This window comes from Halomonas sp. H10-9-1 (assembly GCF_040147005.1).
Classification (GTDB): Bacteria; Pseudomonadota; Gammaproteobacteria; order Pseudomonadales; family Halomonadaceae; genus Halomonas.
The window spans coordinates 1,492,967-1,518,652 of sequence record NZ_JAMSHO010000001.1 but is presented as its reverse complement, the minus strand read 5'-3'; the positions used below and the strand labels follow the sequence as shown (position 1 = coordinate 1,518,652).

Here is a 25,686-nt window from a genome sequence, read left to right as displayed (position 1 = left end):
CTCGCGTCCATCGCCGCCAGACACCACAAGATCCACCATATCTCGCGACATCAACAAATGATATTTCGGCATTAACACCGAGAAGCCAGGTAGGCCGCCGGCGTGATTGACAGGCTCCTGGCCTACCCCTATGCTTGCCCGCTACATTGAATGGCGCCGATTTGAACCCGGCTTGCGGGCGCCCGCGACATGACTCGGTCATGGCGTGAAGTGCAGCTAAAAGGGTGTGTCCAGCGTTGATGGCCACCCGCAAGGGTGGCCTTTTTTTTGGCCCCTGCCCCGCACTACCCGCCTCGGCGCCCACAGCGGTGGTATCCATGATCCGACTCGACAACGTTTCCAAGACCTATGTGCTCAAGGGCCGACACGGCGGCATCGCCAGGACCGTGCCGGCGCTCAAGCATGTCGACTTCCACGTGCCCGCGGGCCGCATCCATGGCGTGATCGGCCTGTCCGGCGCAGGCAAGTCGACCCTGATCCGCTGCGTCAACCTGCTGGAACGCCCCACCACGGGCACCGTCACCGTCGACGGCCGCGAACTCACCGGCCTGTCACGCCAGGCGCTGAACCAGGCGCGCCACGGCATAGGCATGATCTTCCAGCACTTCAACCTGCTCACCAACCGCACGGCCTTCGCCAATGTGGCCCTGCCCCTGGAACTGATGGGCATGAAGGGCGCCGAGATCCGCAGCCGGGTCACCCCGCTGCTGGAGCTGGTGGGCCTCGCCGACAAGGCGAACCAGTATCCGGCCCAGCTCTCTGGCGGCCAGAAGCAACGCGTGGCCATCGCCCGGGCACTCGCCAGCCGCCCCAAGGTACTGCTGTGCGACGAGGCCACCTCGGCGCTCGACCCCCAGACCACCGGCTCGATCCTCGCCCTGCTGCGCGATATCAACCAGAAGCTCGGCCTGACCATCCTGCTGATCACCCACGAGATGGAGGTGGTCAAGTCGATCTGCCATCGGGTGAGCCTGATCTCCGACGGCGAGTTGGTGGAGGAGGCCGATGTGGGCGACTTCTTCACCGCCCCGCAGACCCGGCTGGGCCGCGAGTTCCTCAACGACTTCCTCAAGCTGGAGCCCCCCCGGGCACTGATCGAGCGACTCGAGGCGTCCCCGGGCCATAACACCCACCCAGTGGTACGCCTGGCCTTTCGCGGCGACGCCGTGGCCTCACCACTGGTGTCGCGCCTGGCCCGGGAGTGCGGCGTCGACGTCAGCATCCTGCAGGCCAAGGTGGAGTCGATCCAGGAACGCACCCTGGGGCTGATGATCGCCGAGCTGATGGGGCCGGCGGAGAAGACCCTCGAGGCCCTCGACTATCTCGAATCCCATGATCTTCACGTGGAGGTGCTCGGCCATGTCCAGCGCAATGCTTGAACTGATCCTCGAGGCGACTCTCGACACTCTCTACATGGTGGCCATCTCCGGGGTGATCTCGGCTCTGGTGGGCATCCCGCTGGGGGTGCTGCTCTATGTCACCCGCCCCGGCCAGGTGCTGGCCCAGTCGGCACTCAACGGCGCACTGGGCATCATCACCAATATCGGCCGCTCGATCCCCTTCATCATCCTGATGGTGGCGATCATTCCCTTCACGCGGATGCTGGTGGGCACCTCCATCGGCACCAACGCCGCCGCCGTGCCACTGACCATCGCCGCCATTCCGTTCATCGCACGGCTGGTGGAGGGCGCGCTCAACGAGATCAACCCGGGGCTGGTGGAGGCCGCCCAGTCCATGGGGGCCACGCCCTGGCAGATCATCGCCAAGGTGCTGTTGCCGGAGGCCCGAGGCGGCATCTTCACCGCGCTCACCATCACCATCGTGACCCTGGTGAGCTACTCGGCCATGGCCGGCGCCGTCGGTGGCGGCGGCCTGGGCGACCTCGGGATCCGCTACGGCTACAATCGCTTCAATCCCACCATCATGCTGATTACCGTGGTGATCCTGGTGGTCATGGTGCAGGGCTTCCAGAGCCTGGGGGATTATCTCGTTCGCAAGAGCGACCACAAATAAAAGGGTTCTGATTTCCTGCGGCGCTCGACATCCCGGCCGCCGGCGCTGCTCGCTCTCCTCATGTAACAGGCTACACTCCGGGAGCTGCGCTGCGGCGGCGACCGGCGTGACTTCGCTCGCTGCGTAAATCAGACCCTGTTCGCAATCATTCAATAGCATTTTGCTATTTAAATTACTTTTATTATTCCATTATTATCGATCCATCACCCAACAAGGAGCGATTCCATGCGCAAGACACTGCTCGCCACCCTGCTCGCCTCTACCCTGCCCCTGGGCAGCGCGCTGGCCGACGATCATGCCATCAAGATCGGCACCGTCGCCGGCCCCGAGACCCAGGTCATGGAGGTGGCCGCCGAAATCGCCGAGCGCGAATACGGCCTCGAGGTGGAGATCATCGAGTTCACCGACTACGTGACGCCCAACGCCGCCCTGGCCGACGGCAGCCTCGACGCCAATGCCTACCAGCACGAGCCCTACATGCGCTCCATGGTCGAGGATCGCGGCTATGACTTCGCCATCGCCGGCTACACCTTCGTCTACCCGATCGGCGCGTACTCCGAGAAGTACGACAGCATCGACGAGCTGCCGGACGGCGCCACCATCGCCCTGCCCAACGACCCCTCCAACGAGGGGCGCGCGCTTATCCTGATGCACAACCTCGGCATGCTCGAGCTGGCCGACCCGGAGAATCTGGAAGCCACGCCGCTGGACATCGCCGCCAACCCGCGCGACTTCGAGTTCCGCGAGATCGAGGCCGCCCAGCTCCCGCGGGTGCTGCCCGACGTCGACATGGCCTTCATCAACAACACCTTTGCCCAGCCTGCCGGCCTGACCCTGGATGACGCCCTGATCAAGGAGGGCCCGGAATCGCCCTACGTCAACCTGATCGCGGTGCGGGGCGGCGACGAGGAGCGCGAGGCGATCCAGCAGTTGGTCAAGGCCTACCAGACCGAGGAGGTCGAGGCCAAGGCGGCGGAGCTGTTCGGTGCCCAGGCGGTGCCCGGCTGGAAGTAAGGTAACTCGATTGCCTGGCGGCAAGGTGCGCCGGGGGCAAGCCGGAGAGGAGGTCCTACGCCAGGGATGGCGTCGGTAGCGCCCAGGGAGGGGTTCACAGCGCCTCCTCGCAGGCTTGCCGCCGGATCAGCACCGACAATGCCAGAGGGCCGGCCGCAAGGCCGGCCCTGCTGTTTCAAGGAGCCAAGATGACGCCCGACTATTCGCTGCTGAATCGCCAGCTGGCAGCCCTGCTCGACACCCGCGACTGGCTGACCAACAGCGCCCAGACCTGTGCCTTCATCATGCAGCAGGTCCCCGATCTCAACTGGGTCGGGTTCTATCTGCAGCGCCAGCCAGAGCTGCTCTCCCTGGGCCCCTTCCAGGGCAAACCGGCCTGCCACCCCATCCCCTTCGCCAAGGGAGTGTGCGGGGCAGCAGCACGCACACGCTCCACCCAGCGCGTGGATGATGTCCACACCGTGGCCGACCATATCGCCTGCGATGCCGCCTCCCGCGCCGAACTGGTGGTGCCCATCGTGGTGGCAGGCCGACTGTGGGGCGTGCTGGACCTGGACAGCCCGCACCGGGGGCGCTTCACCGACACGGACCAGGCCGGCATCGAGGCCCTGGCATCCACCTTCATCGAGCGTACCGACCTCGCCTGATCCCTGCCGTCATGCAAGGCAAATGGCCCCCGCAGCAAGGGCTGCGGGGGCCATTCAAAATCTGGTAGGACCAGGCGGATTTGAACCGCCGACCTCCACGATGTCAACGTGGCGCTCTAACCAACTGAGCTATGGTCCTGGAACGAGTGTCACCGAGCGAGATCTGGTAGGACCAGGCGGATTTGAACCGCCGACCTCCACGATGTCAACGTGGCGCTCTAACCAACTGAGCTATGGTCCTGGATCACTGCTGCATCATGCCTAGGGCGTGGCAACGGATGCGTATTCTACCCATCCGTCTCGGAAATGCAAGCCCCGATGGCCTCGCCGAGAACTCGAAGTAGCCCTGGGGGCCTGCCCCCAGGTTGTTGACTGCTCAGTAGTATCAGAGGGTTGGCGCCACACGCTCGGCAGCGGGGTCAGCCCCCCCAGGGCGCGGCACCATGTCCGAAGCCACCCGAGGGTCACTCGGTGCGCACCCGCTCGACGGCCTCCTTCCAGCCACTATAGAGGCGCTCGCGCTCGGCCTCCTCCATCTGCGGCTCGAAGCGTCGCTCGCAGCGCCATAGCGCGGCGATCTCGTCGAGGTCGCGATACCAGCCGAGCCGCAGGCCCGCCAGGTAGGCCGCCCCCAGGGCCGTGGTCTCGAGCACCGTGGGACGGTCCACCGGAACACCCAGCATGTCGGCGAGGAACTGCATCACCCAGTTGTTGGCCACCATCCCCCCATCGACCCTGAGGATACCCGGCGTGGCCGACATGTCATCGTCCATGCAGACCTGCAGGTCGCGTGTCTGGTAGCAGACCGCCTGCAGGCCGGCGGCGACGATCTCGGCAATCCCGGTGTCGCGGGTCAGGCCGAAGATGGCCCCCCTCGCCTTGGGATCCCAGTGCGGGGCGCCCAGGCCGGTGAAGGCCGGCACCAGGTAGACGCTGTGGCCGCCGCGGGTCTGGCGCGCCAGGGCCTCCGTCTCGGCGGCATGCGCGAACAGCCGCAGGCCGTCGCGCAGCCACTGTACCGTGGCCCCGGCCACGAAGATGCTGCCCTCCATGGCATAGGTGGGCTTGCCGTCGAGCCGGTAGGCCACCGTGGTCAGCAGGCGATTGCGGGAAGTCTCGGCGCCCTCTCCGGTATTGACGATCATGAAGCAGCCGGTGCCGTAGGTGCTCTTGCCCATGCCCGGCGAGAAGCAGGCCTGGCCGACCAGCGCGGCCTGCTGGTCGCCCGCCACCCCGGCGATGGGCAGTGCACCGCCCAGCCAGTGGGCCTCGACGCGGCCGAAGTCGTCGCTGGAGTCCCTGACCTCGGGCAGCAGGCTCGCCGGAATGTCGAACAGCGCCAGCAGCGCCTCGTCCCAGCACTGCTCGTGGATGTTGAACAGGGCGGTGCGCGAGGCGTTGGTGGCATCGGTGGCGTGCACCCGGCCACCGGTGAGGCGCCAGATCAGGAAACTGTCCACGGTGCCAAAGGCCAGCTCGCCGCGCACGGCGCGCTCCCGCGCCCCCTCGACGTTGTCCAGCAACCAGGCCAGCTTGGTCGCCGAGAAGTAGGGGTCGATCAGCAGCCCCGTGCGCGACTGCACCCGCTCGAGGTGGCCGGCATCGCGCAGCTTGCGGCAGGCCTGGTCGGTGCGACGATCCTGCCAGACGATGGCGTTGTACAGCGGCTCCCCGGTGGCCCGATCCCACAGCAGGGTGGTCTCGCGCTGGTTGGTGATCCCGACCCCGGCGATCGCCTCGGGGCCCACGCCGCTCTCGGCGAGCACTTCGCGGCAGGTGGTGAGCACGGACTCCCAGATATCCTCGGGGTCATGCTCGATCCAGCCATCATGCGGAAAGTGCTGCGGGAACTCGCGCTGCGCCGTGGCAACGGCCTGTCCCTCGCGATCGAAGAGGATAGCGCGGGAGCTGGTAGTGCCCTGATCGATAGCGAGCAGATAGTCGGCCATAGGAGCTCCTGCAGGAAGGTTCAATTCTAATGATTCAGGGTAAGGCACAATGTCCGTGAAATCTTCATCTGCAGTTATGTTCTATTGTGAGTCTTATGATTTCACTAACGAACTGTCAGTGACCCTGGTGCCCAACGCCAGCCCCCTCGACCTGTTCGTGATCGGCGGCGGCATCAACGGCACCGGCATCGCCAACGACGCCGCGGGCCGGGGGCTCAGCGTCGGGCTTTGCGAACAGGGCGATCTCGCGGGTGCCACCTCATCGGCCAGCAGCAAGCTGATCCACGGCGGCCTGCGCTACCTCGAACACCACGAGTTTCGGCTGGTGCGAGAGGCGCTGCGCGAGCGCGAGGTGCTGCTCGCCAAGGCGCCACACATCATCTGGCCGCTGCGCTTCATCCTGCCCCATCGCGCTCACCTACGCCCCGCCTGGTTGCTGCGCACCGGACTGCTCCTCTACGACCACCTCGGTGGACGCCAGGCACTTCCCGCTTCCCGTAGCCTGCGTTTCGCTGCCGACTCCCCGCTGGTCGACACGATCCGGCGCGGCTTCGAGTACTCGGACTGCTGGGTCGACGATGCCCGGCTGGTAGTGCTCAACGCCCGCCAGGCCCACGCTAGTGGCGCCGAGATTCTGGTGGCAACCCGCTGCATCTCGGCCCGCGAGATCAACGGCCTCTGGGAGATCACCCTGGAGGAGTCCCACGGGGGCCAACGCTTCACGCGCCTCGCACGTACCCTAGTCAACGCCGCGGGCCCTTGGGTCGAGCGCGTGATCCGCGAGCAGGTCGGGCGCATGCCACGCTACGCCGTGCGCCTGATCCAGGGCAGCCACTTGATCGTGCGACGACTTCACGATGATCCCCGCGCCTATATCCTGCAGCATCACGACGGGCGCATCGTCTTCGTGTTGCCGTGGGAGCAGGACTTCAGCCTGATCGGCACCACAGATCGCCGCTACACCGGCGATCCAGGACGGGTCAGCGCCAGCACCGAGGAGGTCGACTACCTGCTCGAGGTGGTCAACGCTCACTTCCGACAGCAACTCGGCCGCCATGATGTGCTGCGGACTTACTCCGGGGTGCGGCCGCTGTGTGATGACGAGTCCACCGACCCCGCCGCCATGACGCGGGACTACACCCTCTCCCTCGACTGCCGGGGCGCACCGCTGCTATCGGTGTTCGGTGGCAAGATCACCACCTACCGCAAGCTCGCCGAAGCGGCCCTGGCACGCCTGGCCCCGTGGCTGCCTGCCATGGGCCCGGCGTGGACCGAGCACGTCCCGCTGCCGGGCGGCGACATCGAGAGCCAGGCGACCTTCCGGGCCGAACTGCTCCGCGATTACCCTTGGCTGGGTGAAGCACGAGCGGCCCGCTTCGCACGCAGCTACGGCAGCCTGTGTCGAGAATTCCTCGGCGGCGCGCGGGAGGAGGCGGACCTGGGCGAGAGCCTCGGCGCCGGCCTTAGCGCCGCCGAGGTCAACTACCTGGTCGACAAGGAGTGGGCCCGTGGGGCCGAGGATATCCTGTGGCGACGCACCAAGCTCGACATACGCGTCACCCCGGGCCAACGCCGGCGCCTCGTCGACTACCTCGCCGAACGCGCCGCCCTCAAGGCGTGTTCAATGACGTGATGCTGGCCGGCGCCAGCGGCTCTCGATCGCGATGCCGAGCCAGTTCGCGGCCCTCCAGGGCGGTCAGCAGGATCTGCAGCGGGTCGCCGTGGCTGACCAGCAGCAGCGTCTCACCAGCATGCTCCCGCTCCAGCGCCTCGATCGCCGCCATCATCCGCGCGGCCACCTCGACCACCGACTCGACGCCGGCATGCCGATGCCCGGGGTCCAGGGCATCTCGCGCCCAGACCTCGGCGTAGTGCTCGTCCCCCTCACCCTCGAACGCCCCGAAATGGCGTTCCCTTAATCGTGTTTCGGGCTCGAGCCGCAGGCCGAAGTACTGCGCGATGCGCGCTGCCGTCTCGGTGGTGCGCAGGAAATCCGAATGCAGGATTCGCTCGGGGATCGCCCATCGCCAGTCGGCCAGCAGCGCATCGAGCTGCTCCCGCCCTCGGCACGAGAGACCATAGCCGGCAACCCCCTGTTCCGGCGAGCTGATGATGACGCCCTGCTGGTTGGCCTGGCTGTGGCCGTGGCGCATCAGAAGGTAACGGTTATGCCACTGGCCTGACGTCATCGGATGGATGTTTGACATGGTGTTGGCATGAGCTCCGGTTAGAACGGGCTGGTCGGATGAGCTGGTCGAGCCAAACGGGCCTTTGCGGGGTATGCTGGCACCATCGTCCGCAAGGAAAACTGCATCGTGATCTCCATTGCGTCTGCCGTGCTTGCCTTGCTGCTGCTCGGCATCACCCTCGTCGCCAGACTGCGCGTTACCTGGTGGTGGATTCGTGTTGCCGAATTCCCCCGAGTACAGCTGGCCATCGCCGCCCTGCTGCTGCTGCCCCTCTGCGTAGTCGCCGACGCCCCCTGGTCGTGGATCGGTTCGGGGGCCTGCCTGCTGGTCATCGCGATCCAGCTCGCCTATATACTCCCCTGGACCCCGCTATGGCCGGTGCAGGTGAAGGCCGCCCGACCCGGCCTCGATGAGCGCTGCCTGACACTGCTTGTCGCCAATGTCCTCACCCCCAACCGTAACGCCCGAGCGCTGATCACGCAGATCCGCGAACACCGCCCAGATCTGGTGCTCACCCTGGAGTCGGATGACTGGTGGCAGGAGCAGCTCGATGCCGCCCTGAACCAGGAGTGGCCCGAAGCGGTGCGGGTTCCGTTGGACAACCTCTACGGCATGCACCTCTACTCGCGCCTGCCCCTGATATCGCCTCGGGTGGAGTGGCTGATCCAGGATGATATTCCCTCGATCCATACCGGCGTTCGCCTGCCTTGCGGCGACGAGGTCCACCTCCACGCCCTGCACCCACGCCCGCCGGCCCCCGGCGAGAGCGAAGAGTCACTGTGGCGCGATGCCGAGCTGCTGCTGGTGGGCAAGGCGATCCACAATGACCCGGTGCCGACGCTGGTGGCGGGCGACCTCAACGACGTGGCCTGGTCGCGAACCACGCGACTGTTCTGCCGTGTCAGTGGCATGCTCGACCCGCGTCGGGGGCGTGGCATGTTCAGCACCTTCCACGCCAGTTACCCGCTGCTGCGCTGGCCACTGGACCATGTCTTCACCAGCGAGCATTTCACCCTCGAGGCCATGCGAAGCCTGCCACACATCGGTTCCGACCACTTCCCGATCCTGACCACGGTCTGCTTCCGGCCAGCCCGAGCCGACGAACACGACACGCCCGAGGCGAACGCCGATGAGCACCTCGAGGCCCGCGACACGGTCCACGAGGGCAAGGAGCGCGAGCAGCAGGAGTGAGCGCTATTCCGGTATTCCGCCTCGCGTCAGGGCAGCGGGATCGAGGAGCCGTTCAAGCTCGGCGCGGGAGAGCCCGGTCAGCTCCTCGGCCACCTCGATGATCGGCCGACCGGCCTGGTAGGCCTGCTTGGCGATGGCCGCCGCGGCGTTGTAGCCGATCACCGAGTTCAGCGCCGTCACCAGGATGGGGTTGCGTGACAACGGCTCGGCGAGGTTCTCCTCACGCACCCGGAAGGTGGCAATGGCGCGGTTGCCGAGCAACCAGGCGGTATTGCTCATCAGGGTGATCGACGTCAGCAGATTGTGTGCGATCAGCGGCAGCATGACGTTGAGCTGGAAGTTGCCGCTCTGCCCGGCCACGGTGACCGCCGTATCGAGCCCGATCACCTGGGCAGCGGCCTGGGCCGCCGACTCGGGGATCACCGGGTTGACCTTGCCCGGCATGATCGAGCTGCCCGGTTGCAGGGCCTCCAGCTCGATCTCGCCGAGGCCGGCCAGGGGGCCGGAGTTCATCCAGCGCAGATCGTTGGCGATCTTCATGATCACGCAGGCCAGGCCCCTGAGCTGCCCGGATAGCTCCACCGCCGCATCCTGGGAGGCGAGGCTGGCGAAGAAGCTGTCGTTGGCGGTGAACACGAGCCCGCTCTGTGCGGAGAGCCGGGCGGCCATGCGCGAGGCGAACTCGGGGTGGGCGTTGATGCCCGTGCCCACTGCCGTGCCGCCCTGAGCAATGCGGCAGAGCCTGACCAGGGCACTGTCGAGACGCTCGATGGCCTGCCCCAGCTGGCTCGACCAGCCGCCCAGCTCCTGGCTCATGCGCAGCGGCATGGCGTCCATCAGGTGGGTGCGGCCAGTCTTGACCACGCCGTCGAGCTCGGCGGCACGCCTGTCGATGGTCTCGCGCAGGTGGACCAGGGCCGGTCGCAGGCGGTTGGTCACCTCCAGCGCCGCGGCGACATGGATGGCGGTGGGAATCACGTCATTGCTGGACTGGCCCATGTTGACATGATCATTGGGCCCCACCTCCAGCCCCTTGCGACTGGCCAGGTTCGCCAGCACCTCGTTGACATTCATGTTACTGGACGTACCAGAACCGGTCTGGAAGACGTCCACCGGAAAGTGCTCATCATGCTCGCCGCGGATCACCGCCTCGGCGGCGGTGGCGATCGCCTCGGCGCGCTCGTCGTCGAGCAACTTAAGCTCGGCATTGACGCGCGCCGCGGCGAGCTTGATATGCGCAATAGCGTGAATGAACGGCGCTGGCATGGCCTGGCCAGAGACCGGGAAGTTGTTGACGGCGCGCTGGGTCTGCGCCCCATAGAGGGCATCCGCCGGGACCTCCAGCGCCCCCATGCTGTCGCGTTCGCTGCGTGTCGCACTCATCGCCTGGCTCCTCGTGTCGGTCATGGGTCTCTCCTCCCACCATGGTGCCGCGCGCCGCATTCGGCAAGGCCCACACTATACGAGGCGATATTCGAGGCGACACTCGATATCGATGTTGCACCGCACAAGGCGGTCTGCTATTGTGCATTGCAACAGAGCAGCAATGCTCCCCCGACACTCAGTGAAACCAGGAGGTTCCACCATGATGAACGCCTTCAACTTCGACACCAAGGTCTTCGACACCAAGCAGGTCGAGTCCATGTTCTTCGCCCCGGCACTCGCCTACGCCAACCTGGCCGTGGACTACAGCGAGAAGCTGGCCCACGCCCAGCTCGACGCCACCAAGGCCTACACCGACACCGGCCTGGCCCAGCTGCGCACCCTGATGAACGTCAAGGATGCCGAAGGCCTGCGCACCTACATGGAAGGCCAGCAGAAGGTCGCCAAGGACCTCGCCGAGCGCATGAAGAGCGACGCCGAGAAGGTGGTCTCCCTGCAGCAGGACTTCGTCCAGCAGAGCCAGAAGCTCACCGAGGACAACGTCAAGCAGGCCCAGGCGACCGCCACCAAGGCCGCCCAGTAAGCTTGACCCAGGGGCGCCACGGCGCCCTGCTCTCCCCCGGAAGAGCCCGAAACCGCCGCCCCTCGCAGGGCGGCGGTCTTCGTTTTGTCCCGGCATGCCCTTCGCCCCGGCTTTGCGCTACCCTTGGCCCAGGCACGGGGCGCCTGCTGACATTCAACCGGATAGGGAGGTCAATCATGAAACGCTTCTTTCCCATCGTCCTGGCGGCGCTGGTGCTGGCCGGCTGCGAGGTCGTTCCCCCCGCCCCCACCGAGCGCATCGAGGTCATCGAACGAGGCGAACCCTCGCCGTCACAGCCGACGGCCGAGCCCGAGCGCACTGCCGGCCCGCCGCGTGCGACCCGCCGAGTCGCCTTCCCCGAGGCCGAATACGCCAGACTAGAGAAGCAAGGCAGCGCGGTAGTCAGCGGACGCCTGACGCTGAGCGGCCGCCCGGTGCCCAATGCCGGCGTCTCGGTGGCGCCGGTGACCAGCTACTCCGCCGAGGCCGCCGAGAAGGCGCTGGCCGGTGTTGCCGTGGAGCCCGCCGACCCCAGGGCACGGGAGTACACCCACACCACGCGCACCGACGGCAACGGCTACTTCCGTGTCTCCAACCTGCCCGCAGGGGAGTTCTACGTCTCGGGTGCAGGCCCAGACCCGCAGACCGGCAAACCCAGGGTAGTGATCCGCCAGATCTCGCTGGGTAACGGACAGCACAGGGAGATAACGCTCGCGCGGTGAGTCAAGTGCTTGGCTACCAGCCCAGCGCCAGCTTGACGAAGGGAATGGTCAGCTTGCGCTGGGCGGAGAGCGAGGCGCGGTCGAGCTCCTCCAACAGTCGGAACAGCTCGTCGAGCCGCCGCGGCCCGCGGTGGAGGATGTAGCGAGCCACGTCATCGGTGAGCAGCATGCCACGCACTCGAGCGCGTAGCTGGAGGGCGGCCAGGCGGCCGCTGTCGTCCAGGCCCTGGACGTGGAAGGTCACCCCCCAGGTGAGGCGCGAGGCGAGGTCGGGAAGCTTCACGGGCAGCTGGCGCGGCGACGCCTCGGCGGCCACCACCAGCCGCTTGCCGGCGTCACGCAGGCGGTTGAAGGCGTGAAAGAGCGCCTCCTCCCAGCGCGGCCGTCCCACCACCCGATCCAGGTCATCGATGGCCACCAGGTCCAGGCGCTCGATATCCTCGAGCATCAGCGGGGGGAAGTGGCCGAGCTCCTCCAGCGGCAGATAGAGGGCCCGCATGTCGCGATCCGAGGCCGCGTGGCAGGCGGCCTGCAGCAGGTGGCTGCGCCCCACTCCCGGCGCCCCCCACAGGTAGAGAAAGGGCTCGCCCTCGGGCTCGAGCTGGTGAGTCAGCCGCCCCACCAGGGTGGCGTTGGGGCCAGGATGGAAGTTGACGAAGGTGGCATCGTCACGCAGCCCGACGCCCAGTGGCAGCTGCGCGGGCGCACGGCTCATGGCGACTCCTCGTCGTGGCTTCGGTTGAGTGTCTCGTCGTACAAGGCACTGTTCTTGTAGCGGCTGTTGAGTTCCCGCAAGAGTACCATGATCACCGCCGCCGCCGGCAGCGCCAGCAGCACCCCGGTGAAGCCGAACAGGTTGCCACCGGCGAGTACCGCGAAGATCACCGCCACCGGGTGCAGGCCGATCTTGTCGCCCAGCAGCTTGGGTTGCAGCACCACGCTCTCCACCACCTGGCCGAAGCCGAACACCGCCGCCACCCCCGGCAGCAGCCACCACTCGCCGCCCTGAAAGAAGGCCACCAGGCCGGCCACGCTGATGCCGACGATCACACCCAGGTAGGGCACGATGCTGGCCAGCCCCGAGAGCAGACCGATCAGCAGGCCGAAGCGCACCCCCAGCAGGGTGAGGCCGATGGCGTAGATGATCCCCAGGCACAGCATCACGATCAGCTGGCCGCGCAGGAACGCCGAGAGCACCTCGTCGCACTGGCCCGCCAGGCGGATCACGGTATCCTCCCAGCGCCGCGGCAGCCAGTCGCGCACCTTGGCGACGATGATGTCCCAGTCGAGCAGCAGGTAGAAGGTGACCACCGGAATCAATGCCAGGTTGCCGATCCAGCCGACCAGTGCCAGGCCCGAACGCGACACCTGGGAGAGCAGGGTCGCGGCGAAGGTGCCGGTCTCCTTCCAGTTGTCCATCACCGTCTGGCGCAGGGCATCGATATCGGTGGAAAGGTCCATGCCGGTCAACGACTGCACCTTCGGTACCACCGTCTGCTGTACCCACTCGAGCACTGCCGGCAGCGACTCCACCAGCTGGGCGAGCTGGCGACCCAGCACCGGCATCACCAGCAGCAGCGAGACCACGATAACCAGCGTCAGCAGCAGGAACACCAGCGACACCGAGAGTCGGCGCGACAGGCCCAGTGCCTCCAGGCGGTCGGCCAGGGGGTCACCCAGATAGGCCAGCACCATGCTGACAAAGAACGGCATCAGCACCGGCTCGATGCTGATGAAGAACCACAGCGCCAGCGCCGCCAACCCGGCCGCGACCCACCACTGTCTGCGCATTGCTACCTCCTTGTCCCACGACCGCCGACGGGCTGCCAGCCGTTCGCCGTGATGCTACAATTCCGCCCCAGACTTGCCTACCGCGTGGCGGCTCCCGCCACGCCGACCACCCGACAGGACTCCCGATGACCGACTCCTCCTCACGCCCCTCGCTCAGCTACAAGGACGCCGGCGTCGATATCGACGCTGGCAACGCCCTGGTCGACCGCATCAAGGGGGTCGCCAAGCGTACCACTCGCCCGGAAGTGATGGGCGGACTGGGCGGCTTCGGCGCCCTCTGTGAACTGCCCGCCGGCTACCGTGAGCCGGTGCTGGTATCGGGCACCGACGGCGTCGGCACCAAGCTGCGCCTGGCCATGGACCTGGGTCGCCACGACACCATCGGTATCGACCTGGTGGCCATGTGCGTCAACGACCTGGTGGTGGCCGGCGCCGAGCCGCTGTTCTTCCTCGACTACTATGCCACGGGCAAGCTCGACGTGGACATCGCCGCCGACGTGGTCGACGGCATCGGCAGCGGCTGCGAGAAGGCCGGCTGTGCCCTGGTCGGCGGCGAGACCGCCGAGATGCCTGGCATGTACGACGGCAGCGACTACGACCTGGCCGGCTTCTGCGTCGGCGTCGTCGAGAAGTCCGAGATCCTCGACGGCCGCAAGGTGGCCGAGGGCGACGTGCTGCTGGGCATGGCCTCCTCCGGTCCCCACTCCAACGGCTACTCGCTGATCCGCAAGATCCTCGAGGTCTCCGGCGCCTCGCTGGACACCGAACTGGACGGCGAGTCACTGGGCAACGCCCTGATGGCGCCCACACGCATCTATGTGAAGCCGCTGCTGTCGCTGATCAAGGAGAGCGGCGTGCCGGTGCATGCCCTCTCCCATATCACCGGTGGCGGCCTCACCGAGAACCTGCCCCGGGTGCTGCCCGAGGGCCTCGCCGCCCGGGTCGATGTTACCGCCTGGCAGCGTCCGGCCGTCTTCGAGTGGCTGCGCGAACAGGGCAACGTCGCCGAGGAGGAGATGTACCGGGTGCTCAACTGCGGCATCGGCATGGTCATCGTGGTCCCGGCCGAGAAGGCCGACCAGGCCCGTGCCCACCTGCAGGCCCAGGGCGAAGCGGTCTATCGGATCGGCGAGATCGTCGCCGGCGAGGATGGCGGCGAACGAGTGGTGCTGGAGAACCTGGAGGCATGAGCGAGCACTACCAGAGCGATACCCTACAGGACTTCACCCCCGAGGCCGCCGATGCCCCGCGGGTGGTGGTGCTGATCTCCGGTAACGGCAGCAACCTTCAGGCGCTGATCGACGAGCAGGTCCACGACCGCCTGGGCGGCGAGATCGTCGCGGTGATCGCCAACGAGCCGGACGCCTACGGGCTCAAGCGTGCCAGGGATGCCGGCATCGATGCCGTCGCCCTGCCCCATCGCGAGTACGAGAGCCGCGACGCCTACGACGGCGCGCTGATCAAGGTGATCGATCGCCATGAGCCGGACCTGGTGGTACTCGCCGGCTTCATGCGCATCCTCACCCCACGCTTCGTGCAACGCTACCTGGGCCGCCTGATCAATATCCACCCCTCGTTGCTGCCCAACTACCAGGGCCTGAACACCCACGCCCGGGCGCTGGCCGATGGTGTCGCCGAGCACGGCTGCAGCGTGCACTTCGTCACCGAGGAGCTCGACGGCGGTCCGGTCCTGATGCAGGCCGTGGTCGAGGTGGCCGCGGACGAGACCGAGGAGAGCCTCAAGCAGAAGGTCCACGCCCGCGAGCACCTGATCTACCCGATCGCCGTGAAGTGGTGCCTGGAGGGGCGCCTGCAGTTCAGCGGCGAGGGTGCGACCCTGGACGGCACCCCGCTGCCGCCCCACGGCCTGCGCATGTCCCACGCCGACGCCGCCGAGGAGCTCGACGAGGACGTCGAGGAATAAGTGGCCAGCGGCCAACGTAGAAAGTAGAAAGTAGAAAGTAGAAAGTAGAAAGTAGAAACAAGTAGAAAGGCGTTCAGCGGCACTGAAAAGCCCCGCAGGCTAAGCGCCGGCGGGGCTTTCTTGTCACTGGCACCTTGTCACTGGCACCTTGTCACTTGAACCTGGCCGCAGGCCCTCAGGTGCGCGGCAGCGTTACGCCCCGCTGGCCCATGTACTTGCCGCCACGATCCTTGTAGGAGATCGCGCACACCTCGTCGGACTCCAGGAACAGCATCTGGGCCACCCCCTCGTTGGCATAGATCTTGGCCGGCAGGTTGGTGGTATTGGAGAACTCCAGGGTTACGTGCCCTTCCCACTCCGGCTCCAGCGGCGTCACGTTGACGATGATGCCGCAGCGGGCGTAGGTGGACTTGCCCAGGCAGATGGTCAGCACGCTGCGCGGGATGCGAAAGTACTCCACGGTACGTGCCAGGGCGAAGGAGTTGGGCGGTATCACGCAGACATCGCCCTTGACGTCAACGAAGCTCTTGTCGTCGAAGGCCTTGGGGTCAACCACCGCCGAATGGATGTTGGTGAACACCTTGAATTCGTCGGCGCAACGCACGTCATAGCCATAACTGGAGGTCCCGTAGGAGATCACCCGACGCTCGTTCACATAGCGAACCTGGTCGGCCTCGAAGGGTTCGATCATCCCCTCCTGCTCGGCCATGCGGCGAATCCAGTTGTCGGACTTGATGCTCATGGAACCTTTTCCTGCTGCGTTGGAATCAGGGGGCGCCTGGGCCCGGGGCCGCCATGATAGCGGCCCCGGGCGCGGGCGTCACGCCGGCGAGCACTCGAGGCTCAATCGCTGAACGAGATACTCGGCCCCTCGCCGGACGGCACCTGCACCTGCGCGGCCACCTGGCGCGCCATGTCGCGGAAGGTAGCGGTTACCTCGCCCTCCGGTTCGGCGACCACCGTGGGCCGGCCGCCATCGACCTGCTCGCGGATGGAGAGCGACAGCGGCAGGCGACCCAGCACCCGGGTTTCGTACTCCTGGGCGATGCGCTCGCCGCCCCCCTCGCCGAAGATCGGCTCCGCATGACCGCAGTTCGAGCAGGTATGCAGCGACATGTTCTCCACCACCCCGAGCACCGGCACATTGACCTTGCGGAACATCTCGATGCCCTTGCGGGCATCCAGCAGGGCGATGTCCTGGGGCGTGGTGACGATCACCGCACCATCCACCGCCACCTTCTGGGCCAGGGTCAGCTGGATATCACCGGTGCCCGGCGGCATGTCGATGAACAGGTAGTCCAGGTCATTCCAGGCGGTCTGGGTCAGCAGCTGCTGGAAGGCGCCGGCCACCATGGGGCCGCGCCACACCATGGGCTCGCGGACATCGACCATGAAGGCCATGGACATGGCCTGGATACCGTGGGCCTCGAGCGGACGCATGCGATTCTCGCCGGCCGCCGCGGGACGCACCCCCTCCCCCACGCCGAGCATCTGGGCCTGGCTGGGGCCATGGATATCGGCATCCAGGATACCGACCCGATAGCCTTCCGCGGCCATGGCCAGGGCCAGGTTCACGGTCACGGTGGACTTGCCGACGCCGCCCTTGCCGGATGCCACGGCGACGATATGCTTGACCCCTTCGATCACGTCCTGCTCCTTCGCTTGTTGAATCCAAGGCCGGCACGCGGCCGCCCCTCTGGAAATCAGTATACGCCCTGCACTGCGTCGACCGAACCTCCCATGGCAGGACGGCGGGCCCTGGGGCCCGCCGTCCTGTGATGCCGTCGAGACACGCGGGGTCAGCCCTGCCCCTCGGCTTCACCACCAAGGTTGGTTTCGGTGTCTGCCGACGGTGCATCGGCGCCGCTCGCCTCGCTGCCGACCTCCAGCGACTCGAGCTCACTGCGCCACCTCGCCAGCTGCGATTCCAACCCACGCAGTTGGGTCTCGCGCCGCTCGACCTCGCTCTCCACACTGGCCAGCTCGTCACGACCGATGCCGATCGCGAGCCTGAGATCCTCGAGCCGGCCCTCGGCCTCCTCGACCGCCCGCTGCGCCTCGTCACGCTCTCCACGCAGCGATTCGAGTGCCTGGTTCAGGGCATCGCGCTCCTCGGTGAGGGTGGCGAGCTCGGAGCGCAGCGCCTCGTGTTCCTCCTGGCTGGCCTCGACCTCCTCCTGGAGTGCCGCATGGCGCTCTCCCGCCGCATCGATCTCCCCCTGCAGGCTCTCCAGGTCCGCTTCTGCCTGCTGACGCGCCTCCTCGGCGGCCTGGCGCTCCTCCAGCGCCGCCTGGCGGGCCTCTTCGGCCTCCTGACGCTGGCCCTCGGCCTCCTGACGGGCAGCCTCGGCGGATTCGCGCGCCTCCTCGGCATCGCTGAGCGCCTGCTCCACGGTGTCGCGCTCCTCCTTCAGCTCCGCCAGGGTCACCTCGAGGCCCGACTGCTCCTCTTCGAGTGTGGCAATATTCGCCTCAAGGGCCTCCCGGGACCCCTTCAGCTCCTCGAGTCGCGTCTCGGCAGAGCCGATCTCGGCCTGGATGGCCTCCAGGCGCTCGCTGGCCTCGGCCTCACGTGCCTCGACGTCGGCCTCCAGGGTCTGTCGGCGCTGCTCGAGTTCGGCGATCTGCGCCTCGAGCGCCTCGATCTCCTGGCTGGCCTGGTCGTGCTCTTCCAGCTGGGTGGCCAACGCCTGATTGCGCGACTCCAGCACGGCCATCTCGGCCTCCAGGGCCTCGCGCGCCTCCTTGTGGGTACCGGCACTGCTCTGGGCGATGATCGCCCAGACCACACCGACGGCCGCGATGCCGGCGAGGCCGCGCACGCGGTTATCCTTGAACGGTGATGTCTGCGGGGTTTCCGACATGGATGTATCCTCGTTGAGTTGGCCCAGAAGCCGGCACCGGATTCGGCGCCGGTCGGCAGGAACCGGGCAATTGTGGGGTACTCGGGTCCAGCATACAGAGCGATACCCAGCGGGGAAAGGGCCTCGCGGACTTGCCCCTCGCGACTCAGAAACGCTCGTCGCGCCGCAGGTAACGCCACTCTCCGGCCGGCACCGAACCCAGTGATACGCCGCCAACACGCAGGCGGCGCAGGCCAACCACCGTGAGACCCACGGCACGGCACATCGGTTCGAGCTGGCCGGGTACCATGCCTTTCATTGCGAAGCGCAGGCGGGTCTCGCTCTGCCAGCTGACCTTGCCCGGGGCCAGGCGGCGCCCCGGCACCGCCGACCCATCGCGCAGCGCCGTGAGCCCCTGCTCGTCCAGAGTACCGGTCACCTCCACCAGCCACTCCTCCTCCAGCCGCGAGCGCTTCTCCTCCAGGCGTCGCACCACGCCACGATCCTGGGTGAATACCAGCAGGCCCGCTTCGGCGGGGCCCAGCGGCAGCAGGGTGACCAGTCCACGGAAGTGTGCCTTGAGCGGCGGCTGACCGGCGGGATCCTCCGTCCAGTGGTTGGCCTTGCGGATCAGTCGCCTGGCCAGGTCCTCGCCCTCGGCGACGCCGATATCGGCAGGGCAGTTGAACAGCAGTGTCGCCGGCGGAATCTCCAAGGGCCGGGCCCCCGGCATGAGCTCGAGTCGCTGGTCGATGACCTTGAACTGGGGCTCCTCGACGATCCGGCCATCGACGCTCACCCAGCCCCCGGCAATATAGAGTTCGGCCTCGCGGCGAGAACAGGGCAGCTCGCGGGCCAGCCGCTTGGAGAGGCGTTCGCCACTTTCGTTGTTGCTCATTCCTGCTCCTCTGCCGAAGCGTTCCGATCCACCATGCTCTGGGGCTCCTGCCCCAGCGCTACCGTTGCCGACATCTCAGTAGGCCAGCCAGATGCAGTGCCTGGCCCCCTTGCCGGGACGCTGGGCGCGCACCGCGACCGTCTCGACCAGCAGGCCGACCCGCCGCAGGCGCTCGGTAAAGGCCGGATCCTGGCCCGCCGACCACACCGCGAGCACCCCATCGGGACGCAGTACCTGCTGTGCAGTGGCCAGTCCCTCGGGCGAATAGAGCCAGTCGTTCTCGCGCCTTGTCAGCCCCTCGGGGCCGTTGTCCACGTCGAGCATGATCGCATCGAAGCCGCCGGGCTCGCGGCGCAGCAGCTCACCCACGTCGCCGATGCTGACCCGCGTGCGAGGGTCGGCCAGGGGATTGCCGGCGGCGGTACCCAGCGGGCCACGATTCCACTCCACCACGCCCGGCACCAGCTCGGCCACCACCACCTCGGCATCTGCCCCCAGGGCCTTGAGCGCCGCGGCCAGGGTGAAGCCCATGCCCAGGCCACCCACCAGCACCCGAGCGCCGGGCCGCTCGGCGACCCGTTGGCAGGCCAGCTCGGCCAGGGCATCCTCGGAGCCGTGCAGGCGAGTGTTCATCAGCTCGCCGGGGGCCCCGACGATGCGAATCGAGAACTCGTCGTTGCGCTGCAACAGCCGCAGCTCACTGCCCTTGCCGGGGATGCTTGCGATACCGATCGTTTCGAACTTGGCCATGGGGTCTCTTATCGGAAGGAGGTGGAGGCGCCTCGGGAAGTCGGCTCGCCGCATTATGCGGGCCCCGGCGAGGCGTTGCCATGCAGTATCTGCGAGGTACGCAAGAGCCGTCCCGGCACGCCAAGCGTTGACGCAGGGCGCAGGCGCGAGCGTATGATGCCGTAACGTCCACGGATGGCAAGGCCGATGATATCTCCTCCCCCTGCTCGCCCTCTTGCCGTTACCCTGCTGCCGCGGATAGCGCGCTTCCTGTGGCGGGTAATCTGCGCCTTCCTGCGCAACCGTGGCGTCCTGCTGGCCGGCGGGGTGGGCTACAACATCCTGCTCTCTATCGTGCCGCTGTTCGCCGTGATGGTGGTGCTGCTGACCCGCGTGGTCGACCAGCAGCAGTTGCTGGAGGTGCTGACGATTCAGGCCCGCCATCTGGCGCCGGCCCACGCCGAGGTGCTGCTCGATGCGGTCGATACCCTGCTGGCATCCCGCGATGTGATCGGCCTGCTGGGCTTTCCGGTGCTGCTGCTGTTCAGCTCCTTCGCCTTCCGCATGCTGGAAGACGCCCTGGCGATCATCTTCCACGCCCCGGATACCCCGCACCAGGGGCGCCGCGTCTGGGTCTCGGTGCTGCTGCCCTACGCCTTCATGCTGGTGCTCGGCGCCGGGCTGCTGGCGCTGACCCTGGCGGTCAGCCTGTTGAGCGGGCTCAACGCCCTGACGCTGGCGCTACGCGGGCACGCCCTGCCGCTGGCCGGCCTGTCCGAGCCGCTGCTCAACCTGACCAGCTTCGCCGGCGTCTTCCTGCTGTTCAGCGCCATCTACAAGGTATTGCCCGTGGTGCGGATCGCCCTGCGTCGCGCCCTGGTGGGCGGCTTCGTGGCCGCCCTGCTATGGGAAGGCGTGCGCCTGCTGCTGGTCTACTACTTCGCCAACCTCTCCTTCGTCAACGCCGTCTACGGATCACTCGCCACCCTGATCGTGGTGCTGCTGAGCCTGGAGGTCGGCGCCATCATCCTGCTGCTGGGCGCCCAGGTGATCGCCGAACTGGAGCGCAATGCCCGCCTCGGCCTGCCCTGGCACATCGACCCGCGGCATCAGCCCATCACCCACGTGGATTGATGCCCCGAACAGGGGGCGCCTTGGCGGCAGGCGCTAGAAGGTAGAGAGCCCCGTCGCCTCCATGACCCGATAGCGGAAGCGCTGCCAGGGCGTGGCGTCGTCGAAGGCCGCAAAGGGCACGCTGGTGCTGCGCTCGGGGGAGTCGCTCCAGCGCTCCTCGAAGAAGGCCGCCGCCTCCCGGAGTGCCGGCGCATCCGCCGTGCCCACCAGGCGCACGCTGGTCTCCAGGTTCAGATTATCGAGATTGCGGCGCGTGAAATTAGCCGAGCCGAGGATCAGTTCGGCTTCTCCGCCGCCGGCCGGGCGACGCAGCAGCAACTTGCTATGGCACTGCTCGCCCTGGCTGGCACACCAGCGCACCGGGATACCGGCCTCATGGAGCTCACGGGCCACCGGACGGTTGGGGATGCCGCCCTTCTCCAGCCCGAAGGCGTCGCGGTTGGGATCAAGCAGCACACGAAGCGCCACGCCACGCGCCTTGGCCGCCACCAGCGCGGCGATCACCTCACGGTGGGCCAGATAGAAGACGGCGATGTCCAGCCGATCGCCCTCGCCGCTGGCCTCGATGGCCGCCAGCAGCGCATCGCGGATGGCGCCCTCGGTCAGCACCTGCAGCCTCGCCTTCCCGGGCGGCGCGTTCTCATCGTCGGGCGCCGGCGGCCCGGCCAGGCGCACGCCCGACCAGCCCGCCACCGGGCGTTCGGAGGCCAGCAGGTCCAGCGCCGCCGCTCCCTCGAATCGCAACGCCACGTTGCCATGCAGGCTGCTGGCGTCGTGGGGATTGGCGGAGGTCACCAGGCCAGCCCAGCGATCGCCATGGTCCACCACCAGGGTCTTGCGATGGTTGGCATTGAAGTTGAGCAGCGCCAGGTAGCTGCGCAGTGGCACCCGCCCCGGCCCCAGGGCATTGGGCAGCCAGCCGCCCTCGCTGGCGTTGCCGAGCCATCGCGGGCCCAGGTGCCAGCCGCCCGACCAGAGCGGGTTGGACGCCCGCAGGCGATTGAGGTCGGTGATCACCACCCGGATACCGGCATCGCGCAGGGCCTGGAGATGGTCGAGCTCGAGTCCCCCGTAGAGGGTGTTGAGCGGGTCGGTGATCACCACCGCCTCGAGCCCGGGGTAGCGTCGCTTCTGCGCGATCAGGGCATCGCTCAGCTCCGTGGAGAGCGGACGAAAGCCGTCGCCATCGCTCCCCCCGGCGAAGTCGTTGAAGAGGAACATGTCCAGCACCACCAGGCGCCGGGCCTGGCCGATCAGGTCCAGCACCTCGTCGAAGATGTGCTGCTCCAGATGACGCTCACCCGTCGCATCGAACCACGACTCGTCGGCCAGGAAGCGGACCGCCTCGGCCGGGCGCTCCGGGAAGGCCCGGGAGACGCCGTCGGGCAGCGGCTTATAGCGCTGCCACGCGCCCATGGCGCCCCAGGCCACCAGCAACGCCATCAGGATCCATGGCCACATTCGCCGCCTCCTCACCTTGGCCATTCTCCCCTCTCTGTTCATCAGCCAGCGCACTCCACTAAAGCGCCAGCATAACGCCGAAACCCGCGGCGCGCAGTGGGGTGGCGAGGCTGGCCCGCTCACGCAACGGGGGCGCCGGCTCGGCCGGCACCCCCGTGGGCAGTTCTGGCAAGCGCGCTTCAGTCGCCCTCGGGACCTCCCGTACCGGTGGTCACCTTCATGCGCCGACGCAGCAGCGGTCCGACGACATAGGGCAGGATCAGCCCCAGGCCGGCGAATACCCACAGGCCGATGGCCAGGCCGCTGTTCCACAGGATGGTCCAGTCACCATCGGAGATATCCATGGCATGGCGCAGGTTCTTCTCCATCTCCGGCCCCAGCAGCAGGCCGAGGATGATCGGCACCAGCGGGATCTCCAGCTTGCGGAAGATATAGCCGGCGACGCCGAAGGCCACCATGAAATAGAGATCGAAGGTGGTGTTGCTGATCGAGTAGATGCCCACGAAGGCGATCATGGTCACCACCGGCAGCAGGAACATCGGCGGCACCGAGAGCAGCTTCACGAAGATCCCCACCAGCGGGATATTCAGCAGCAGCAGCAGGAAGTTGCCGATCAGCAACGCCGCGATCACGCCCCAGACAATATCGGCGTTCTGGGTGAACATCAGCGGGCCGGGGGTGATGTTGAGCGAGATCAGCAGCGCCAGCAGCACCGCCGTGGTACCACTGCCTGGTACCCCCAGCGTCAGCATGGGTACCAGCGCACCACTGGAGGCCCCGTTGTTGCCGGCCTCGGGGCCAGCCACGCCGCGCGGGTCCCCCGCGCCGAAATACCCCTTCTTGCCCACCACCTTCTTCTCGAGGGTATAGCCGATGAAGCTGCCCAGTGACGCCCCGGCACCCGGCAGCACGCCGGCGATGAAGCCCAGCACCCCGCCGCGCAGGCTCGACGGCAGGATATTGCGGATGTCGGCCCACTTCAGTGACAGCTTGTTGACGGTCATCTTCGCCTTGCCCCCGCCGGCGCGCTCCTCGATGAAGAACAGCAGCTCGGAGATGGCGAACAGGCCGACGATGGCAATGATGAAGTCCACGCCCTCGTAGAGCTCCAGCACCCCGAAGGTGTAGCGCTGCACCCCGGTATTGTCGATGCCCACGGTAGCGATCATCAGGCCGATGCAGGCCGCCACCACGGTCTTCATGGGGTTCTTGCCGGTGATCCCCCCCAGGGTGGCGAAGGCCAGCAGGAAGAGCGCGAAGTACTCGGCGGGGCCGAAGGTCAGGGCGAACTTCGCCAGCAGCGGGGCGAGCAGGATCAGCCCGATGGTGGCCACCAGGCTGCCGATGAAGGAAGCCACGGCGGAGATCGCCAGCGCCTCGGCGGCCTTGCCCTGCTGAGCCATGGGATAGCCATCCAGGCAGGTCATCATGGCCGGCTCATCGCCAGGGATATTGAGCAGGATCGAGGAGATCCGGCCTCCATACATGGCCCCCGCATAGACCGAGGTGAGCATGATCAGTGCCGTCTCGGGGGCCAGGCCCAGGGAAAAGGCCAGTGGAATCAGGATCGCCACGCCGTTGGCCGGCCCCAGGCCCGGCAGCGCGCCGATCAGGGTGCCCAGGAAGGCCCCGAGCAGCGCGAACATCAGGTTATGGGGCGCCAGCGCCACCCCGAAGCCGTCGATCAGGTAGCCGAGGGTCTCCATCAGCCCACCTCCAGAAAGGAAAGCACGCCCAGTGGCAAGGCCAGGTCGAGGGCGAAGTTGAACAGCAGGAACACCACCACGCCCGACACCCCGCCGGTCAGGTAGGCGCGCACCGGCGCCGACCCCATGCGCCAGCACAGGGTGCCGACCGCCAGGGTAGTGCTGAGAATGAAGCCCAGCGGCTGCAGCAGCGCCGCATAGAGCACCAGCACCACGACGGCGATCACAAGCTCGATGCCGGTGCGGCTCCAGGGCCAGGCGTTGTCGGGGTCGGGACGCACGATGAGATACAGGCTGGAGAGAACCAGCACCACCGAGAGCAGCAGCGGGAAGGTCTCGGGACCCACCGCCTCACTGCCGCCGAAGGGAGCGGGAAGCTGAGTGGCACCCCAGCCGTACGCGACGGCCAGGGCGATCAGCAGGATGCCGAAGATGCGATCGTTCATAGTGGTCACTGGATCAGCCCGATATCCTTGGAGAGCTGCTCGATATCGGCAATCTGCTCCTTGACGAAGGTCTCGAACTCGCCGGCGGTCATGTGGAACGGCATCAGGCCGTTGCTGACCATCAACTCCTTCCACTCCTCGCTGGCATAGACGGTATCCATGGCATCGCTCCAGTACTGGCGCGCCTCATCGGAGATCTCGGCCGGCGTATAGAAGCCACGCCAGTTGGGCCCCAGCGCCTCGATGCCCTGCTCGATGGCGGTGGGAATGTGGCTGAACTCCTCCCCCGGCAGGCGCTCCTCGGCAAGCACCGCGAGCACCCTGAGGTCCCCCGACTCCATGAAGCCCTGGGCCTCGGAGATATCGCCGGTGAAGGCGTCGACATGGCCACCGACGACCTGGGTCATGGCCTCGCCGCCGTTGTTGTAGGAGAGGTAGGGGATACGCGGCAGCTCATCGACCCCGGCCGCATTCGCGGTGATCAGCACCTTGAGGTGGTCCCAGCCGCCCTTGGCGCTGCCGCCGGCGAACTTGACGCTACGCGGGTCCTCATCGACGGCTTCCATGAGCGCCGGCAGGTCCTGGTACTCGGAGTCGGCCGACACGGCGATCACGCCATAGTCGGCACCCAGGGCGCCGATCCAGTTGACCATGTCGGCATCCATGCCGGGAAACTGCCCCTGGGCCAGGCGCGTGGTGGTAGCGGTCGAGGCGGCCACCAGCAGCTGCTCGTCACCGGCGCGCTTGCTGACCACGTGGGCATAGGCCACCCCCCCACCGGCGCCGGCCATGTTGATGGTCTGGACGTTGCCGGGCACCAGGTCCAGCTCCTGCAGGACGTTGCCCACGCTGCGGCAGGTGAAGTCCCAGCCGCCGCCGGGATCCGATGGCGCGATGCACTCCACCTTGCCCTGGGGTTCGAAGGCCATGGCGTTGCCGGCGCCGGCCGAGAGGGCGGCGACGGCGATAAGCGTGAGCGGCGTCTTGATCGACATGGAGGATCTCCTCGTCTTGTTGTCTCGAAGGCCGGCAGCAGAGGGCGCTTGCCGGAGGCTGTCATCTG

At 67.1% G+C, this 25,686-nt stretch carries 25 protein-coding genes and 2 tRNA genes; 11 read left to right on the top strand and 16 right to left on the bottom strand.

What is annotated here, in order from left to right:
* Positions 1-317: 317 nt before the first annotated feature.
* From NFH66_RS06925 to msrC, 4 genes are all read left to right on the top strand, one after another.
* Complete coding sequence (locus NFH66_RS06925) at positions 318-1,379, top strand: methionine ABC transporter ATP-binding protein (RefSeq protein WP_349609382.1); 1,062 nt, start codon at positions 318-320, stop codon at positions 1,377-1,379.
* A complete protein-coding gene (locus NFH66_RS06920) occupies positions 1,360-2,013 on the top strand; it encodes a methionine ABC transporter permease (RefSeq protein ID WP_349609381.1) in 654 nt (217 codons plus the stop codon). The genes NFH66_RS06925 and NFH66_RS06920 overlap by 20 nt, the downstream gene beginning before the upstream one ends.
* Before the next feature lie 225 nt (positions 2,014-2,238).
* Positions 2,239-3,027: a MetQ/NlpA family ABC transporter substrate-binding protein gene (locus tag NFH66_RS06915; protein WP_349609379.1), complete on the top strand. Its 789-nt coding sequence runs from the start codon at positions 2,239-2,241 to the stop codon at positions 3,025-3,027.
* A gap of 188 nt (positions 3,028-3,215) precedes the next feature.
* The gene (msrC, locus tag NFH66_RS06910; protein ID WP_349609377.1) at positions 3,216-3,674 is read left to right on the top strand and encodes a free L-methionine (R)-S-oxide reductase MsrC; all 459 of its coding nucleotides are present in this window, start codon (positions 3,216-3,218) and stop codon (positions 3,672-3,674) included.
* 62 nt (positions 3,675-3,736) lie between these two features.
* Here msrC and NFH66_RS06905 read toward each other — a convergent pair.
* From NFH66_RS06905 to glpK, 3 genes are all read right to left on the bottom strand, one after another.
* Positions 3,737-3,813, bottom strand: a tRNA-Val gene (locus tag NFH66_RS06905).
* 25 nt (positions 3,814-3,838) lie between these two features.
* Positions 3,839-3,915: transfer RNA gene (locus NFH66_RS06900), tRNA-Val, on the bottom strand.
* A 223-nt stretch (positions 3,916-4,138) separates the two neighbouring features.
* A complete protein-coding gene (gene glpK, locus NFH66_RS06895) occupies positions 4,139-5,623 on the bottom strand; it encodes a glycerol kinase GlpK (protein ID WP_349609375.1) in 1,485 nt (494 codons plus the stop codon).
* Between the two features lie 118 nt (positions 5,624-5,741).
* On the opposite strand from glpK, the gene glpD reads away from it, so the two are divergent.
* Entirely contained in the window at positions 5,742-7,256 is a 1,515-nt protein-coding gene (gene glpD, locus NFH66_RS06890; protein ID WP_349609374.1) for a glycerol-3-phosphate dehydrogenase, read from the top strand.
* On the opposite strand, the gene NFH66_RS06885 is transcribed toward glpD, so the two are convergent.
* The gene (locus tag NFH66_RS06885) at positions 7,234-7,830 is read right to left on the bottom strand and encodes a histidine phosphatase family protein (protein WP_349609372.1); all 597 of its coding nucleotides are present in this window, start codon (positions 7,828-7,830) and stop codon (positions 7,234-7,236) included. The two genes, glpD and NFH66_RS06885, sit on opposite strands and share 23 nt — an antisense overlap.
* A gap of 108 nt (positions 7,831-7,938) precedes the next feature.
* Between NFH66_RS06885 and NFH66_RS06880 the strand changes: the two genes are divergently transcribed.
* Complete coding sequence (locus tag NFH66_RS06880) at positions 7,939-9,003, top strand: endonuclease/exonuclease/phosphatase family protein (RefSeq protein WP_349609371.1); 1,065 nt, start codon at positions 7,939-7,941, stop codon at positions 9,001-9,003.
* A gap of 3 nt (positions 9,004-9,006) precedes the next feature.
* Here NFH66_RS06880 and NFH66_RS06875 read toward each other — a convergent pair whose 3' ends face one another.
* Positions 9,007-10,386: a class II fumarate hydratase gene (locus NFH66_RS06875; RefSeq protein WP_349611681.1), complete on the bottom strand. Its 1,380-nt coding sequence runs from the start codon at positions 10,384-10,386 to the stop codon at positions 9,007-9,009.
* 205 nt (positions 10,387-10,591) lie between these two features.
* On the opposite strand from NFH66_RS06875, the gene NFH66_RS06870 reads away from it, so the two are divergent.
* Positions 10,592-10,969, top strand: a complete 378-nt coding sequence (locus NFH66_RS06870; protein ID WP_502878670.1) for a phasin family protein — start codon at positions 10,592-10,594, stop codon at positions 10,967-10,969.
* Positions 10,970-11,145: 176 nt separating this feature from the next.
* Complete coding sequence (locus NFH66_RS06865) at positions 11,146-11,691, top strand: carboxypeptidase-like regulatory domain-containing protein (protein WP_349609368.1); 546 nt, start codon at positions 11,146-11,148, stop codon at positions 11,689-11,691.
* A 13-nt stretch (positions 11,692-11,704) separates the two neighbouring features.
* Here NFH66_RS06865 and hda read toward each other — a convergent pair whose 3' ends face one another.
* Both hda and NFH66_RS06855 read right to left on the bottom strand, forming a co-directional pair.
* On the bottom strand, positions 11,705-12,406 hold the full coding sequence (hda, locus tag NFH66_RS06860) for a DnaA regulatory inactivator Hda (RefSeq protein WP_349609365.1): 702 nt from the start codon (positions 12,404-12,406) through the stop codon (positions 11,705-11,707).
* On the bottom strand, positions 12,403-13,482 hold the full coding sequence (locus NFH66_RS06855; RefSeq protein WP_349609363.1) for an AI-2E family transporter: 1,080 nt from the start codon (positions 13,480-13,482) through the stop codon (positions 12,403-12,405). The genes hda and NFH66_RS06855 overlap by 4 nt, the downstream gene beginning before the upstream one ends.
* Positions 13,483-13,607: 125 nt before the next feature.
* On the opposite strand from NFH66_RS06855, the gene purM reads away from it, so the two are divergent.
* Both purM and purN read left to right on the top strand, forming a co-directional pair.
* Positions 13,608-14,672 (top strand): phosphoribosylformylglycinamidine cyclo-ligase, encoded by a 1,065-nt coding sequence (gene purM, locus NFH66_RS06850; RefSeq protein ID WP_349609360.1) that lies wholly within the window; start codon positions 13,608-13,610, stop codon positions 14,670-14,672.
* Positions 14,669-15,406 carry a phosphoribosylglycinamide formyltransferase gene (gene purN / locus NFH66_RS06845; RefSeq protein WP_349609358.1) on the top strand — a complete coding sequence of 246 codons (738 nt, stop codon included), beginning with the start codon at positions 14,669-14,671 and terminating at the stop codon, positions 15,404-15,406. The genes purM and purN overlap by 4 nt, the downstream gene beginning before the upstream one ends.
* 175 nt (positions 15,407-15,581) lie before the next feature.
* On the opposite strand, the gene dcd is transcribed toward purN, so the two are convergent.
* From dcd to NFH66_RS06820, 5 genes are all read right to left on the bottom strand, one after another.
* Complete coding sequence (dcd, locus tag NFH66_RS06840; protein ID WP_349609355.1) at positions 15,582-16,148, bottom strand: dCTP deaminase; 567 nt, start codon at positions 16,146-16,148, stop codon at positions 15,582-15,584.
* A 101-nt stretch (positions 16,149-16,249) separates the two neighbouring features.
* The gene (gene apbC, locus NFH66_RS06835) at positions 16,250-17,050 is read right to left on the bottom strand and encodes an iron-sulfur cluster carrier protein ApbC (RefSeq protein WP_502878669.1); all 801 of its coding nucleotides are present in this window, start codon (positions 17,048-17,050) and stop codon (positions 16,250-16,252) included.
* A gap of 155 nt (positions 17,051-17,205) precedes the next feature.
* Positions 17,206-18,270, bottom strand: coding sequence for a coiled-coil domain-containing protein (locus NFH66_RS06830; RefSeq protein WP_349609353.1), 1,065 nt, complete (start codon positions 18,268-18,270; stop codon positions 17,206-17,208).
* A gap of 145 nt (positions 18,271-18,415) precedes the next feature.
* Entirely contained in the window at positions 18,416-19,147 is a 732-nt protein-coding gene (locus NFH66_RS06825) for an RNA pseudouridine synthase (protein ID WP_349609352.1), read from the bottom strand.
* A gap of 75 nt (positions 19,148-19,222) precedes the next feature.
* Positions 19,223-19,897 (bottom strand): spermine/spermidine synthase domain-containing protein, encoded by a 675-nt coding sequence (locus NFH66_RS06820; RefSeq protein WP_349609351.1) that lies wholly within the window; start codon positions 19,895-19,897, stop codon positions 19,223-19,225.
* A 186-nt stretch (positions 19,898-20,083) separates the two neighbouring features.
* Here NFH66_RS06820 and NFH66_RS06815 point away from each other — a divergent pair, with 186 nt between their 5' ends.
* Positions 20,084-21,010, top strand: coding sequence for a YihY/virulence factor BrkB family protein (locus tag NFH66_RS06815; protein WP_349609350.1), 927 nt, complete (start codon positions 20,084-20,086; stop codon positions 21,008-21,010).
* Between the two features lie 33 nt (positions 21,011-21,043).
* Here the strand turns inward: NFH66_RS06815 and NFH66_RS06810 are convergent, their stop codons facing one another.
* The 4 genes from NFH66_RS06810 to NFH66_RS06795 all read right to left on the bottom strand — a co-directional run bounded on the left by NFH66_RS06810 (position 21,044) and on the right by NFH66_RS06795 (position 25,618).
* Complete coding sequence (locus NFH66_RS06810; protein WP_349609348.1) at positions 21,044-22,471, bottom strand: phospholipase D family protein; 1,428 nt, start codon at positions 22,469-22,471, stop codon at positions 21,044-21,046.
* 179 nt (positions 22,472-22,650) lie between these two features.
* A complete protein-coding gene (locus NFH66_RS06805) occupies positions 22,651-24,177 on the bottom strand; it encodes a tripartite tricarboxylate transporter permease (protein WP_349609347.1) in 1,527 nt (508 codons plus the stop codon).
* Entirely contained in the window at positions 24,177-24,623 is a 447-nt protein-coding gene (locus tag NFH66_RS06800; protein WP_349609345.1) for a tripartite tricarboxylate transporter TctB family protein, read from the bottom strand. The genes NFH66_RS06805 and NFH66_RS06800 overlap by 1 nt, the downstream gene beginning before the upstream one ends.
* Before the next feature lie 5 nt (positions 24,624-24,628).
* Positions 24,629-25,618 (bottom strand): Bug family tripartite tricarboxylate transporter substrate binding protein, encoded by a 990-nt coding sequence (locus tag NFH66_RS06795; protein ID WP_349609344.1) that lies wholly within the window; start codon positions 25,616-25,618, stop codon positions 24,629-24,631.
* Positions 25,619-25,686 lie beyond the last annotated feature (68 nt).

Coding starts and splice junctions, on each gene's coding strand:
- NFH66_RS06820 (WP_349609351.1), bottom strand. CDS start 19,897: ATGGCCAAGTTCGAAACGATCGGTATCGCAAGCATCCCCGGCAAGGGC.
- NFH66_RS06810 (WP_349609348.1), bottom strand. CDS start 22,471: ATGTGGCCATGGATCCTGATGGCGTTGCTGGTGGCCTGGGGCGCCATG.
- NFH66_RS06865 (WP_349609368.1), top strand. CDS start 11,146: ATGAAACGCTTCTTTCCCATCGTCCTGGCGGCGCTGGTGCTGGCCGGC.
- NFH66_RS06870 (WP_502878670.1), top strand. CDS start 10,592: ATGAACGCCTTCAACTTCGACACCAAGGTCTTCGACACCAAGCAGGTC.
- glpK (WP_349609375.1), bottom strand. CDS start 5,623: ATGGCCGACTATCTGCTCGCTATCGATCAGGGCACTACCAGCTCCCGC.
- dcd (WP_349609355.1), bottom strand. CDS start 16,148: ATGAGCATCAAGTCCGACAACTGGATTCGCCGCATGGCCGAGCAGGAG.
- NFH66_RS06885 (WP_349609372.1), bottom strand. CDS start 7,830: ATGTCAAACATCCATCCGATGACGTCAGGCCAGTGGCATAACCGTTAC.
- NFH66_RS06925 (WP_349609382.1), top strand. CDS start 318: ATGATCCGACTCGACAACGTTTCCAAGACCTATGTGCTCAAGGGCCGA.
- NFH66_RS06915 (WP_349609379.1), top strand. CDS start 2,239: ATGCGCAAGACACTGCTCGCCACCCTGCTCGCCTCTACCCTGCCCCTG.
- NFH66_RS06815 (WP_349609350.1), top strand. CDS start 20,084: ATGATATCTCCTCCCCCTGCTCGCCCTCTTGCCGTTACCCTGCTGCCG.
- NFH66_RS06920 (WP_349609381.1), top strand. CDS start 1,360: ATGTCCAGCGCAATGCTTGAACTGATCCTCGAGGCGACTCTCGACACT.
- NFH66_RS06825 (WP_349609352.1), bottom strand. CDS start 19,147: ATGAGCAACAACGAAAGTGGCGAACGCCTCTCCAAGCGGCTGGCCCGC.
- msrC (WP_349609377.1), top strand. CDS start 3,216: ATGACGCCCGACTATTCGCTGCTGAATCGCCAGCTGGCAGCCCTGCTC.
- NFH66_RS06795 (WP_349609344.1), bottom strand. CDS start 25,618: ATGTCGATCAAGACGCCGCTCACGCTTATCGCCGTCGCCGCCCTCTCG.
- hda (WP_349609365.1), bottom strand. CDS start 12,406: ATGAGCCGTGCGCCCGCGCAGCTGCCACTGGGCGTCGGGCTGCGTGAC.
- NFH66_RS06800 (WP_349609345.1), bottom strand. CDS start 24,623: ATGAACGATCGCATCTTCGGCATCCTGCTGATCGCCCTGGCCGTCGCG.
- purN (WP_349609358.1), top strand. CDS start 14,669: ATGAGCGAGCACTACCAGAGCGATACCCTACAGGACTTCACCCCCGAG.
- NFH66_RS06875 (WP_349611681.1), bottom strand. CDS start 10,386: ATGAGTGCGACACGCAGCGAACGCGACAGCATGGGGGCGCTGGAGGTC.
- NFH66_RS06830 (WP_349609353.1), bottom strand. CDS start 18,270: ATGTCGGAAACCCCGCAGACATCACCGTTCAAGGATAACCGCGTGCGC.
- purM (WP_349609360.1), top strand. CDS start 13,608: ATGACCGACTCCTCCTCACGCCCCTCGCTCAGCTACAAGGACGCCGGC.
- NFH66_RS06855 (WP_349609363.1), bottom strand. CDS start 13,482: ATGCGCAGACAGTGGTGGGTCGCGGCCGGGTTGGCGGCGCTGGCGCTG.
- NFH66_RS06805 (WP_349609347.1), bottom strand. CDS start 24,177: ATGGAGACCCTCGGCTACCTGATCGACGGCTTCGGGGTGGCGCTGGCG.